Source organism: Bacteroides sp. RTP31139st1_H2_RTP31139_211217 (assembly GCF_040227615.1).
GTDB lineage: Bacteria > Bacteroidota > Bacteroidia > Bacteroidales > Bacteroidaceae > Bacteroides > Bacteroides uniformis.
In genome coordinates, this window is sequence record NZ_JBCNZM010000031.1 from 10,418 (window position 1) to 23,796 (window position 13,379).

Consider the following 13,379-nt stretch of genomic DNA (forward strand, 5'->3'; position numbering starts at 1 on the left):
CATGTATCGTTTCGGGAATCGTTTCTTCCGGGTTCAAGGTAGAGACTTGCGGTAGGTTGGCTGTATATTCGTAAGGTTTCTCAAAATAGCTAAACCCGGCTTTCCAATAGCTTGTCCGGTTGATGTATCTGGAAAAGGACAGGTTGTAATAGTTGCCTGCATTGCCGAACAGGTTAGTGCCGTAGTTCAATTCAAGTGCCGGGATGTTCTCATAATGGCGTTGCGCAAAAGCGCTTACGGTGCATAACAGCAGGCTAAGGCTGATAGCAGTCAGTCTGATGTGTTCCATGGGAATTACTCTTTAGGTTATTAATGTTATATATTTTTCTATTTGTCTCATACGGTGTTTCCAATTTACGCGGATTCCTGTCGGCAGAACCGAATCAAGGTGCTTATCGCGTTGTTTTCGCTCCAAACATATAGATTATATACGGGAGGACAAATTTTATGAAGGGCTTTTAAAGGGCCTTTCGTGTTTATTTAATGTGCATTAAAAAATACATGTGCCGTAAACCGGCAGGTGTGGAATAATTCTACAGAAAAAAGCCGGATAGGATTAGTTGTGTAAAACTGTCCTGCCCGGCTTATAGGGTTTGGTTTATATGCGCTTTCGGATGTTGCTCAATGCTTGTGGCGTGATGCCGATATAACTTGCTATGTCTTTTAAGGGTATTGAACGTAACAGCCATTTTTCATTGGCCAAAAGCGCTTTGTAACGCGCTTCGGCATCCAGTGTGTAAAACTCCTCTTCCCTTATTATTTTGCGGTTGATGGATCTTACCAAATGTATTCTGGCCAGCTTGTTGAAATTGATGGATAACTCATATAGCTGATGAAGATCTTTTTTGGGCAATCTCCAGATCTTGCATGGCTCCAATGCCTTGATATTGTAGTGGGCATGGTGTTCTTCATGTGAAAGGAAAAAATTGATGAACTCTTTGGCTTGGATAAACCGTGCTGAAATCTCTCTATTCTCTTTGTCCGGAAACCATAACCGGACGATGCCGGATTCCAGATAATAGAGGTAGCATACTTCCTCGCCCCTGGTGACGAGGTGTTCTCCCTTTTTGATATGGATAAGCTCGAAATGAGCATCAAGATACGCCTTTTCTTCGTCTGTCATCCGCACGTGAAGATGGGCGCCCATTACCATGAGCGTCTCATCTATCAGGGTGGCAATTGTTTGAACCATTGAATTTGTTTTATGTTTATATAAGGGTACGGAAACGTACCCTCTAACATGGACGTGGCGTTCCAACAACAAAGGCACGCCCCGTACCAGTTTCATACTGGTACAGGCATGCGCCTGTTGTTGTTAATTCCTTAACGATAGATGCCACTCTTTTGTTAGACAGACGGACGTATGTAAAAAGCGGGCTGCCAATTTTCTGACAATCCGCTGCAAAGATACTATTTTATGGTTTTTGTTCCAACTTTTAGGGATTTAAGTTGACGGCAAGGTCTTCTGGACGAATGCCTACTACCTTTATATAGATATCCCGGTAGATGTTCTCCTTAATCTCCTTGTCCTCTTCAGAATAAAGCCATGCGGTAAATTCATGATAATATTCGCCGGTTCCCAATTTAAAGAAATCCTTATATTGATAATGTCTGCTCACGGGAATGCCTTTCTTGTTTAACAAGAAGCATGATTTAAGCGCATCGTGATATTGCGAGGTCAGTATCGCCTTTATCTTTTCGTCGAAATATTCCAATGTTTCCTGGTCAAAGAAAAACTGTACGGTGTAGGGCCACTTCTCCCCTTTTCCTTTGATGTACTGGTATTGGAATTTGGTTCTCTCCAGCTTTTTGTTGATACCGTTTAAGATGCTGGTCACCTTCTTCTTCCGGTCATGGTTGTCCTTTACCGTTACATCAAATTCCTTGGCAAGTTGGTCAACCGTAACGGTGAAATAAGGTGCTTGTCCTTGGTCAATCTTATACTTGATCAGGTAAATCATTTTCGCCAGGTTCAGATAAAACTTGCGGTAGCCTTTGCGGTTGGGCAGGTTACGGTAGTCTTTCAGTTCCAGCAGATTGTATTCGGTAAGCAAAGTATTCATCAGATCTTTGCTCAGATGCACGTTGTAATTCCGCTTGGTGCGCTTTTTCGTGCCGAAGTTATCCTTTATCTCAAAGCGGTCCAGTATTTGAATGAACTTATATTGCGTCTTGCCGTTCATGGCGTATGCTACACTGAGGTTGGATGTCCCTAAACGGTATAACGCCGCTTCAAAGGTGTTCTCTATCGGATGCTCTATCTTTTGGCCGTTCTGTTCGGTGATATATACCGGACGTTGGTTGCTGAACAGGAAATCAAGCTGCCTCTCGGTCAGTTTTCGTTGCAACTTGGTTCGTTCATACCCCATGACCTCACAAAAATCGTTGATGGAGAACCAGCAGTCGCCGAACAGATCTTTCATTTGTGAAGATGCCACGTAAATGATAATGTCAGACATGACAGTGCCGCCTGCATCAAATAGAACTTCCAATACTTTCGTGTTGGAAGACTCGCTGAGAGTCCTGGGGACTCTGCTCAACTCTTTTTGTGTATTACTTTCCTTCATAGGCGGACACTTGTTGTTTACTGATGCAAAGATACGTTTTTTTACGGAGATAGTGAATCTAACTCCCTATAAATGAAGATTCCAAAGCATTTTTTTCGTGCTGTTTCTTGATTTAGTTGTGTAAAAGTGTCCCGACTACGGCTGTTTCCGATCCCCCAGTTGTGTAAAAGTGTCCCGAATGGCCGGTTTAGTTGTGCAGAAGTGTCCCGGATTCCTGATTTAGTTGTGTAAAAGTGTCCCGAATGCAGATTCTAGTTGTGTAAAAGTATCCCGACTTTCCTGTTCAGTTGTGCAGAAGTGTCCCGAATAGTCGGTTAGTTGTGCAGAAGTGTCCCGGTTACGAGAAGATGCCAGTAAGTGCTAACTTGCAATAATATAGTTGATTATACGGAAAACCTCCCTTATTAGTTGTGTAAAAGTGTCCCACAAATACTTAAATCCCTAAAAACCTAAATAAAACGAAGAAATGATTTTGTTACCGTATTCTTACTTTCGGAAAAAATTTTGAGGTGGAAACAAGTAGAGGTTTGAATTCTTTAACATATTGTCCAGGATAATAGGCAAAGGGATTTTTCCGCAGTTGTGTAAAAGTGTCCCGGTTCAATGCCGGCCTTCACTAAAACGGTGTGCAAAAATAACGCCTGCCCGACGGATGCAGTCGAACAGGCGTATATATTTTTCCGAAAGTAGAATCAGATGCTCATATACTTCTTCAGTATCGCTTGAATCTCCTTGTTATGGCTGGTCAATATGTCTTCAAGAATGTTGTTTGCGATGTTGTGCATTCCTAATCCAGTGGCCATAGCAATCTGCTTCAGCTTTCTGTGGGTTTCGCTGGATATCCGGATTACTTCGGTGTTCTTTAATTTTCGCTCTTCCAGATATTCCGAGAATTTTTTTCCGCAGACTTTGCTTTCTTCTGTTTTTGGAGAAGACTGCACGGAAGGTTTGGATTCCGGCTTTTCCATTTGTTCCGGCTGAGGTTCTTGGACGGTTTCTTTGACTGGAGCCGATTCTTTCACCTCTTCATGGATGGGGTGCTCAATCGCAGGTTGGGGGATAGTGCTTTCCGCAACACTTCCGATCTGCTGGATTTCCTGCTCTTTCTTACTGGCGCTTTGCAGCAAGAGTTTTCTCATGGCGGCTGATGATGTCCTTTCTTTGTTGGTTGCCATAGCTTTATTCTCCTATATGGTTACAGATTAATTCCAATACCTCTTCACAGAAAGCATCACAGGGATGATGGTACGCTTTACTCAGCGTACTTAAATTGCGTTGATAGTCAACCCTTGAATCCTTGATGTAGTTTTGCATCAACTCGAAAGGCAAGGTTTTTTTATTTTTCAAAATTTCTTTGAACTCCAGCACATTCGGAAGAACACGGTTCATAACACCACGCACGGTAGTCTTTTTACCAATCTTTCGACGGCTTTCGATAATCCCTTCATAGATGTTATAGTAAAAGGTCAATGTAGGTCTTAAATCGGTCTGGTTCGGTTCGAAGGGAATGATGATCACGTCAACGAAGTGCAGCGTTTCAACTACACCGTTTTGTTTCAGGTTACCCGGAAAATCGACAAGTATAATGTCGTAATTGTCCTGAAGGAAATCCAGTTGGTTGATGAACTCTGAGGAAGAGATATTGATAACCTCATATTCTTCTTCCTTTTTCATGATTCCGTCCTCGGCTTCGTCCTCACGTAATTTTCCGATAGTGTTCTGCATGTCGTCGATATCCACCACGGCAATGGATAAGCCCCCCTCTTCGTTTGACTGCGAATGAATATAACCTGCAAACAAAGCTGTCAGCGTAGACTTCCCTACCCCGCCCTTGGGATTCTCAAAAGCTACGACTACTCCTGGTAATATTTGTCCCATAATGTACGTTTTTAAGTATGTGCGCAAATATATAAATAATAAATTAAATAATTGCATACTTTTATAATTAATTTATTATACACTTTTTTACTTAATTGTATAAGTAATTACATATATAAATATAAATATAAATATGTACATACTTAATCTTATAATTAAGTATGTATGTTCATACTTTGTAATAATATAATTAGTAATTATGTATTTTGTAACTAATGGCTTTCCGTTCGCCTGTTACAATGTGCGTAGTTACTTTGTAACAAAGTGAGCGGTTAATCTGGATTAAGAAATCAAGACTTTTGTCTGGTTTTGTTTCACAGCTGAGTATTATTGTATATCTTTGCTAATGCAAGGTATGTTTTTGTGGGTACAAAAAACCTTGCGACAGCCGAGCTGCCGACCAATGTTCGTTACACTCACATACTCTGTATATATGAAAGAGAATCGAGATATAAGTATAAAGATCCGCTTGACGGAAGCCGAGAAAGAACAGCTTCTTCAACGTTCAAAGGAAGAGGGAAAATCCCTTTCTTCCTTTATCAGAGAGTCTGCCTTGAAAGGCAGAAGCATATCGAAAACCGATGTGCAAATGATATATGAACTTCGTAAAATAGGAGCCAATATCAACCAGCTTGCCAAACATATCAATACGCTTCCGTCCGATGAAAATATATTGTATTCATTGGATCGGATTAACCAATACCTTTCGGATGTAGAAACCATTAACCGGAAATTGTTATGATAGCCGAGATACAACCTTCTTTCTCATCCCACCTGTCCATGAGCCGGAAAATTGAATACCAGCTTTCCAAGGTCAAGGAAGGAAACGGAAAAGTGCTTTACACCTCCACTGGTGACGAACTGGCCGCCATGCCAGCCTACATGAAACTTATCTCCCAGTTGAATGACCGGGTGAAACTACCTTATGCGGAATTTATTCTGAGCCTCTATCCGGGAGAAAGCCTTTCCGATGAACAGTGGCTTTCTCTTGCCGGGGAATATATCGAGAGGATGGGGTACGGAAAGTCCTGTTATGCCGTTGTCCTAAATACCGACAAGGCACACAGCCATGTGCATGTGCTGCTGACCACAATTGATGAAGAAGGCAAAAGCATTCCTTCCGGAAATAATTACAGCCGTTCCGAAAAGATCTCAAGGGAACTGGAGCAGAAGTACGGTCTGTTGCCTTTGGAAAGGGAAGGAGGCAAGAGAACCACGTTGGGAGAGGCGCAATACCGTAACTATTATTTCGATGCGGCCTTGAAGAAAGCCATGCGTAGTTATAATTACAAGGATAAGGTATCGGCTGTCCTGGAACAATCCGATACATACCGGTCTTTGAATAAACCCTTGCAAGAAATAAAATTGGCCAATGAAGAATGGCGTGTCCTATTGGGGGATGAAAGCTATGACAACCTTTTCGCATTGCTGGAAAAAGGAGGTTTTTTCAACCCCTTGTTCAAGGATGAACTGTTACAACAGCTTGACCGCATCTACTCTTTTTCCGAAAGTACATCCGATTTCCGAAGGAACCTGGAACAAGAAGGATTGTATATGCGTCTGGTCACCAAGAAGGACAAATCCTATTATGTCTATGGCATCAAGGATTCAGGCTTTTACCTGAAGGACGTTTCACTTCCTCAGAAATATCGTTTTGGTAATATTCGTTTTGATGGCCGGGGCATGAGCGCCGATGAACAGAAGCATTATCTCTATGACCATGTGTTTAAGGCATTGAACGCTTCTTTAGGCTATGAGGATTTTAAGAAAAGGTTGGCGGAAGAATCGATCCGTGTGACGGAACATGTAAACAGCAAAGGCGCATACGGGATTTCCTTTTATATGGAAAACGTGGAAAATGCTCATGTCTTTAAAGGTGCGGATCTTTCCCGTAAGCTCACTTATCAGAATATCCAGAAGCATTTCGATGGTGTGGCTGTCGGTCTCTCGCCACATATCGATAGGGTAGGGGAGTTCCGTGAGCGGGTGGATCGTGAGGCTTTCTATATGCAGGGTGGGGGAGTTATGGCCATTCCGGAACTTGACATTACCGGCAGCGGGAAGAAGTCGCAAGAGGATGATCTCATACCGTCCAAAAAGAAACGGAAACGCAAGAGTGGTCCCGATTTCTCATTATGATGAATACTAACTTAATATATTTGCTTTATGAATTATCAGACCGTTTTACAGAATTATCATCCCACTGAACAGGGGGATTTCATGTTGAGATATGAGATAGGTGGCCGGGGATATGTCGTTTACTCACCGGAGAAGGATGCGTTGTCTTGTATTGAATTACATGGCTTTTCCGAGCTTACTCCTTGGCAATTGGCTTTTGTTCTTTCCTTGGATATGCAGCAGATGAAAGAACAGGACGAGCTTTCTCTCTTCGTATGTTGTAAGCGAGAAAAGCTCTTGTCTTATCTTTTCGATGTGGAGGAAAGCGAAACCGTCTTGAAGACAAAGCACGTGTCCGGTTGGCAGGGCTATCTGATGATGGATATCCATAAGCCGGACAGGGTACGGAACGTGTTCCAGTTCCATCCGGAAACGAAAGAAGCCCGTTTGGTCTTTGATAACCGTTTATGTGTCGCTTCCCTTCGTGAGAAAGAAAAAGGAAAGCTCATCCATCTCTGTTGGAGTCCTTCTGTCTTTGCTGCCATCGATAAGGGAGGAGAGCGTACCGCACCGGCTTATCTGTTGGCTTCTGATGCTGCCTTGTTGCATGGGTATGCCATGAAACAGATTGCGGAATGCTTTGCCGGTACACCGGTTGAAGAACGGGTTATCGGTATTCATGTAGGGGATAATGTCTATGAGGCCTTGTCTTTTGTGTGCTATTACGTCCGTAACGTGCAGGATGAATATTTGGTTATTCCTGAGCGGAAAGATGGGATGGTGATTCTTGAAACCCCGAAATGGAATCCGATACGCCAGGCTAACTTCGTGGCTTCACTGAACAAGATGGCGGTTGACCAGGCGAAGAAACGCTATCCGGAAATGGAGGTTCCGAATGAACGGCCATTCACGTGCCTCTCTTTTGCCCGGAAGTCTTTCGTCTATTTCCCGGATCTGAAGGTGTATCAGGAGGTGTTCTTGAAGATGTATTTGGGGTTGGTGAGGTTACAGGAGGTGCATTTGCTGGGGTAAGGAACAATTGCAGTGCTGCTTATAAAATAGTGGCACTACTATTGTTAGAGTACTTCTATCATTCCTTTGGTTACGGCATCGGCCAGTAGTCTTTTTACAATCCTGCCACTGGGAGGATTGGTTATCCCAAGCGTTATCTCAACCCTGTTTGATAGAGGATGATAGTGCAGGTATTGGAGGATTTCATCTTCAATAGTCATGTTATAATTCTTTTATCGGGACAATTTTGCCTGATATTTATGCTTTTGTTTATTGTTCTGTCCCGATAGAGATTATTTTGGATGGACAAAGAAACGCTATCCAGAAATGGAGGTTCCGAATGAACGGCCATTCATGTGCCTTTCTTTTGCTGGAAGTCTTTCGTCTATTTCCCGAGTCTGAAGGTGTATCTGGAGATGTTTTTGAAGATGTATTGGGAATTGGTGAGGTTACAAGAGGCGCATTTGTTGGAATAAGGAAAAGGGTGCATCTAATGCCCAATTTGAAAGGATCACCTGCTACAGATAACTGTAACAGGGATATTATCCTTAAAAAAGTGAGTTAGATACACCATTTTAAAGTGCTTCTGTTATTTCTTTGTTTACGGTGTTGGGGAATAATCTTTTTATTACTCAGTTATAGGGAAAATAGGTCTGATATTTATGTTTGGATTATATACTTTGAGGATAAGTGAAGAAAGATATCTGAAGGTGGATTCTTTTATTTAGAGTTCCTTTTAGAATAAGATTTCGCCAAACAGAAATATATTTAGAATTGTTTCTCATAAACCTCAATGCTGCAACATTGAAGTCCAATCTGTAAGCTTGATATCTTATACATTTATTCTTATTTCCAACTTTTCATATAGCACAACTGCCTTTATCAGAGGCAGATTCTCCTTGCAGAACCATGGAAAATCGATACATCTGAAATCGACATGGCTCTCCTCCAGCAGATTGAGAAAACGGATGTCGTCTATCATCCCTTTTAAGGAAACGAACAGGAGAGGTATCTTTTTTCTTTGGCAAAAAAATAGCGCCTTCTGTAGTTCCGCATATGCGATGGCTTGTTCATCCTTGCTAGTGGAATCATTTCTCTTGTCAAAAAAAGACAACTGGACTTTTAATGAATTATGTTGTTGGAGGTATTCCGCCAGCTGTTGCTGTGCTTCAGGAGAGCTGGCATCTCCATACAGTATTATATCACTATATTGCTTCATATCGGGTATTTGTTCCGGTTGTACGCTCCTTTTTTCCAAAGGCACCCCTGCATATTCTTTCAATAGATGCTGCTTCGTGATCTTTCGGGGTTTCTCAACGGAGTAGAATGCATATCTGAATATAAACTGAGTCCCTTTCTTCTGTACGGATTCCTGTTCCAGGAAAAAAGAATTCAGGCGTATCTTGTTTTCTTGAAGGATATGTTTGGGAATATCTTCCTGATAGATATCGGTCATGTATTGAAGGATGGTCTTTTTCATTAGAAAAATCAATGAAAAGGTTCATTACCAGTATTTATAATAAGTTTTTCCAACCCATTAATTTTTGCGTAATGCTGTTTCTGCGGTTTAGAATCTGAAAACGAAGCTACTTTCGCAAGATCCTGTGTCCGGTATATATACTTACTTACATATGGATAGTGATATTTTATCATTTTACCGGCAAATACATTCCGAATGTTTTCCACATTGAGTACAATCTTGATCTTGTTGATAATAATCAATGCTATAGATTATCATTTCTTTTTCAATATGGATATCAGGTTGCCTAATTGAGGTTCGATAACTTTCTTGTAAACCAACTTCATTCTTTTGTCAGAGGTTTTAACGAAGGATTTTACCATTTATAGTCAAATTGTTCAATGTCTTCTTCTGCAAGTAGATTTCCGGACTGCACCTCGATGAACGTCAATTCAGAGATAGCCCTGACTGCATGTTTAACACCTTTCTTGATTGTAATCGTATCGCCTCTGCTGATAACCGACCTGATATCATCGAGTACCAGTTCTCCCTCGCCGTCGATAAACGTCCAGACTTCATCGCGATGGCGGTGTACCTGATAGCTGATACTCTTACCGGATTTGATTTTCAGTTGCTTGGTAAGTGATTTGTAACCGTCGGAAAACTCGGCGGTATCGACAACTTTGTATTCACCCCAGCGACGTTCTTCGAACATTGGCCGATGTTGTAGGCAGTCAGCGTAAGTTTTGATGTTCTCGCTTTTATCTTTGTCCGAAATTAGGATTCCATCATTTGATGCTGCGATAACTAGATTCCGTGTGCCAATGCACATGATTGGCAGTCCAAGTTCGTTGATGACGTGGGTATTTTCGGATTCTTCATCCATGACAACATTGCCCATGGTGTGTTCCGATAGTTCATCAGTCAACGTATTCCATGTACCAAGGTCTTTCCACTCTCCGGCAAAAGGTACGACGGCTACCGACTGCGCTTTTTCAGCGACTTCGTAGTCAAAACTGATTTTCGGAAATTCCCCATAGCGAGAACGAATTTCTGAAAAAGTGTCGGTTTTGATGTGTCGGGTTACAATATCTGTCATATACCCCAACCGAAAAGCGAATACGCCTCCGTTCCAGAAAGCACCCTCTGAAATAAGTTTCTCGGCAGTTATCATATCTGGCTTTTCCGTAAAGCGTGATACTTGAAATATTCCTTTGTTCTGTACATCATTGACTGGCACTACATATCCGTATTTTGCTGACGGATATGTGGGGTTAATTCCCATCAATACTAGTTCGGCTACATTGTTTTTCACTGCATCCGCTATCCTGCGAATCGTTTCAAAATAACCTGTTTCGGTATAAGGGTCGCAAGGCATGACGATTATAATCTCATCGGTGGAACATTTTCGTTTGTAGGCCAAATACGAGCTTGCGAGAGCGATAGCCGGGAATGTATCGCGACGCTCCGGTTCCGTAACTACAGGAATCTCTTCTCCAAGCTGGTTGATGATGATATCCCGTTGTGACTGGCTTGTTGCCACAGTAATCGAATCACAGATGCCGGTTTCTCGTAATTGCCGTACCACCCGCTGCACCATCGACTCTTTCGAGCCATCGGGCGCAGTCAACAGTTTGATAAATTGTTTTGACCGTGTATTATTGGAAAGCGGCCATAGGCGTTTACCAGAACCGCCGGATAACAGTATGATTTGCATAGATGTTATTTAATTCGATTTTTAATTTGCCGATAGTATTCTTCAAGCATCAATTTCCAAAATTTATTGCGTTCGTAACGTGATGTAATCATTGCCCTTGCATTCTTTGCCATTCTTTTTACCTCATTAGGATTATCCAAAAAATATTTCATGGCTTTATACAATGCGTGTTCGTCTTGTGGTGGAACAATTATTCCATTTTTGTTTTGAACAATTATTTCATTACAACCATTGATATCTGTAACGATTTGTGGTAATTCCAAGGCCCCAGCTTGCATGACAACATTAGGGAAACCTTCACGATAGGAGGGAAAAACAAAAGCCTCACACCCCATTAGATAGGGACGAACATCTTGTTGAAAGCCGACAAACTCAATGTGAGAATTTGTGCTAATCTCTTGTTTTACCCAATCATCAACCGGATAAAGGTTTTCTTCCATAAAGCCGATTAAACGTAATCCTATGTTAGGATAATCTTTCTGTAATCGAATAAAAGAAGCTACTAATTCATTGATTCCTTTCTCATAAAATATACGACCTACAAAACCAAACGTGAAATCGAAAGTTGAAATCTTAATATCTTGTGTAGCATTTCGCGAATAGAATGCCGTATCAATTCCATTTGAACCACCATTACCGATAACAAGCATTTTTTTAGGATTGCCGATCCCCATTGAACAAATAATATCACACATCTTTTGTGAATTGGGATATACATTTGTGGCACAAGCGTAAGTTAACCGTTCCGTAAAACGAAGAATTTGTTTTTTTATGCCCGTAGCCGTCGTCAATGGGAAGCCTGTTACCGTGTGCATACGGATCGGCACACGTGCTATCCATGCTGCTAACATACCCAAAAGACCAGCTTTGGGGGTGTGCGAGTGAACAATAGTCGGCTTCTCTTTGATAAAAAGTTTTACCAATTGGAAAAGAGTTATTAAATCGAAAATCGGATTTATGGCTCTTGACATTTTTACCGGAATACAACGTGCCTGTTGCTTCTGTAATTCCTCCCAACCTTCTCCTTTAGGGGCAACGGCAATGACATCGAAATATGCGGAAAAATAATTCAATTGACCTTGAAGTTGCCGGACTTGAAAATAAGCTGAATTTGTTATTTTGAATAATTTCTTTTTTTTCATTGAAAAGATTTTATTTTTTTTGCAGGAACTCCCCCATAAATAGAGAATGAGTCAACACTTTTATTAACCAAACTATTTGCGCCTATTATACATCTTGTATCAATGTGAACTCCACATAAAATCCTCACTCCACAACCAATCCATACATCATCATGGATAACTACCGTTTTTTTTAGGATTTCATTATATTTAATAGGTAAATTAAAATCAGAATAAGTGTGAGTACTTGTTAGTATTGAACTTGAATGGGCAATAGACACATTATTTCCGATCATCAATCCTCCGCTACATTCAAAATAACACATCGGATGAATACTGATATTATCTCCCAGTTCTAGTTTCTCTATGTTAGATATATATACATTTTCTTTAATTACAACATTATCACCGCATTTTTTTGCTAGATTTTTCACCAATATGTATCTAATCACAATACCAACTTTTCCTCCAATACCTCTTAAACTTACAAATAAAAAATTATTAAGTTTCCTAGGAAGATATGAATCTACTATAACGAATACCTTAATTAATGGTTTAATCCGTTTAAATAAAGTTCTACCGCTTAGATCCGACATGTCTAATATCTATATAATTGTTTTTTTTATCTTTCATATGAAACAAATAGCCAATAGGCATAAAAATAATATAACTAGAAATTCCTATTTGTTTTATTTTATTTTTCATTTTCAATTTAGAGCAAGGAGCAAAACGCCAGTAATTTATATGAGCTTTTATTTTTTTTAAATATGGAATATCTAGTGATGCCATTTCTGAATAAATTCTCATGGCATAATTAGGTGAATTCATTCTGTTTTTGATTGATGAAACAGATAAACCGTCTGATAAATACTCTGCGATGTATATTTTTTCATTAAAAAATAACATAAGGTAATTTTTTCCAATACGGTTTAGAACCAAACTTTCTGCACAAAATTTTTCTCCGGGTATATCGTCAAATAAATAATTTCTCAGGACTGATGTTTTAAAAACAAACGCAACATCCCCTTTTATATTTTTTATAATCCAATAGTTAATCCAAGAATCTTTTAAAATTTTCCATGTAACCTCTTTCCCTATACGAGAACCATCTGGAAAGCATTTCATACCACAAACTCCAGCAAATTTATCATTATTCTTTATATATTGATAATGAAAAACTATTCGTTCTATAGAGTCTTTTGTTAAATAGTCATCACTATCTACAATATAAAATAATTCTCCTTTTGCATGTAATACGCCATTGTTGATTGCTCTATGTTTTCCACCATTCTCTTGTTTGATGAAACGAATTAATATACGATCTTCATTTTGATAAGATTTTATAATTTCATCAATATCATCAGTGCTCCCATCGTCAACAATAATCCATTCAAAATTTTTATAGGTTTGAGACAACAAACTCTGATATAGATTTCCAATTAAATTCTTCCTATTATATACCGGTGTAAATACAGTAACTAAATCTTTCATAAAAATCTTTTTCTATT

General features: G+C 40.1%; 13 protein-coding genes and 1 pseudogene. 3 read left to right on the top strand and 11 right to left on the bottom strand.

Features of this window, described 5'->3' with window-relative positions; genetic code table 11:
* The 5 genes and pseudogenes from ABUA47_RS07280 to ABUA47_RS07300 all read right to left on the bottom strand — a co-directional run.
* Positions 1 to 289: pseudogene (locus ABUA47_RS07280) on the bottom strand (hypothetical protein); the annotation flags it as partial.
* 309 nt (positions 290 to 598) lie between these two features.
* Entirely contained in the window at positions 599 to 1,192 is a 594-nt protein-coding gene (locus ABUA47_RS07285) for a Crp/Fnr family transcriptional regulator (protein WP_005868875.1), read from the bottom strand.
* A gap of 244 nt (positions 1,193 to 1,436) precedes the next feature.
* On the bottom strand, positions 1,437 to 2,567 hold the full coding sequence (locus ABUA47_RS07290) for a hypothetical protein (RefSeq protein WP_349824555.1): 1,131 nt from the start codon (positions 2,565 to 2,567) through the stop codon (positions 1,437 to 1,439).
* Positions 2,568 to 3,259: 692 nt separating this feature from the next.
* Positions 3,260 to 3,742, bottom strand: a complete 483-nt coding sequence (locus ABUA47_RS07295; protein WP_005868873.1) for a DUF3408 domain-containing protein — start codon at positions 3,740 to 3,742, stop codon at positions 3,260 to 3,262.
* A gap of 4 nt (positions 3,743 to 3,746) precedes the next feature.
* Positions 3,747 to 4,445: a ParA family protein gene (locus ABUA47_RS07300; RefSeq protein ID WP_005868872.1), complete on the bottom strand. Its 699-nt coding sequence runs from the start codon at positions 4,443 to 4,445 to the stop codon at positions 3,747 to 3,749.
* Positions 4,446 to 4,848: 403 nt separating this feature from the next.
* Between ABUA47_RS07300 and ABUA47_RS07305 the strand changes: the two genes are divergently transcribed.
* Genes ABUA47_RS07305 through ABUA47_RS07315 form a run of 3 tightly spaced genes read left to right on the top strand, consistent with a single transcriptional unit; the run spans position 4,849 to position 7,595 of the window.
* Complete coding sequence (locus ABUA47_RS07305) at positions 4,849 to 5,187, top strand: plasmid mobilization protein (protein WP_008770294.1); 339 nt, start codon at positions 4,849 to 4,851, stop codon at positions 5,185 to 5,187.
* Entirely contained in the window at positions 5,184 to 6,584 is a 1,401-nt protein-coding gene (locus ABUA47_RS07310; protein ID WP_005868870.1) for a relaxase/mobilization nuclease domain-containing protein, read from the top strand. The genes ABUA47_RS07305 and ABUA47_RS07310 overlap by 4 nt, the downstream gene beginning before the upstream one ends.
* A 27-nt stretch (positions 6,585 to 6,611) precedes the next feature.
* A complete protein-coding gene (locus ABUA47_RS07315; RefSeq protein WP_005868869.1) occupies positions 6,612 to 7,595 on the top strand; it encodes a hypothetical protein in 984 nt (327 codons plus the stop codon).
* Between the two features lie 44 nt (positions 7,596 to 7,639).
* Here the strand turns inward: ABUA47_RS07315 and ABUA47_RS07320 are convergent, their stop codons facing one another.
* The 6 genes from ABUA47_RS07320 to ABUA47_RS07345 all read right to left on the bottom strand — a co-directional run bounded on the left by ABUA47_RS07320 (position 7,640) and on the right by ABUA47_RS07345 (position 13,362).
* The gene (locus ABUA47_RS07320; protein ID WP_005868867.1) at positions 7,640 to 7,795 is read right to left on the bottom strand and encodes a hypothetical protein; all 156 of its coding nucleotides are present in this window, start codon (positions 7,793 to 7,795) and stop codon (positions 7,640 to 7,642) included.
* Positions 7,796 to 8,406: 611 nt separating this feature from the next.
* Positions 8,407 to 9,054 (bottom strand): hypothetical protein, encoded by a 648-nt coding sequence (locus ABUA47_RS07325; protein ID WP_005868866.1) that lies wholly within the window; start codon positions 9,052 to 9,054, stop codon positions 8,407 to 8,409.
* Positions 9,055 to 9,409: 355 nt separating this feature from the next.
* On the bottom strand, positions 9,410 to 10,750 hold the full coding sequence (locus ABUA47_RS07330; protein WP_005868865.1) for a sugar phosphate nucleotidyltransferase: 1,341 nt from the start codon (positions 10,748 to 10,750) through the stop codon (positions 9,410 to 9,412).
* A gap of 5 nt (positions 10,751 to 10,755) precedes the next feature.
* Entirely contained in the window at positions 10,756 to 11,892 is a 1,137-nt protein-coding gene (locus ABUA47_RS07335) for a glycosyltransferase family 4 protein (protein WP_005868864.1), read from the bottom strand.
* A complete protein-coding gene (locus ABUA47_RS07340) occupies positions 11,889 to 12,467 on the bottom strand; it encodes an acyltransferase (RefSeq protein ID WP_005868863.1) in 579 nt (192 codons plus the stop codon). Before ABUA47_RS07340 ends, ABUA47_RS07335 begins: the two co-directional genes overlap by 4 nt.
* Positions 12,448 to 13,362, bottom strand: a complete 915-nt coding sequence (locus ABUA47_RS07345) for a glycosyltransferase family 2 protein (RefSeq protein WP_005868862.1) — start codon at positions 13,360 to 13,362, stop codon at positions 12,448 to 12,450. The genes ABUA47_RS07340 and ABUA47_RS07345 overlap by 20 nt, the downstream gene beginning before the upstream one ends.
* Positions 13,363 to 13,379 lie beyond the last annotated feature (17 nt).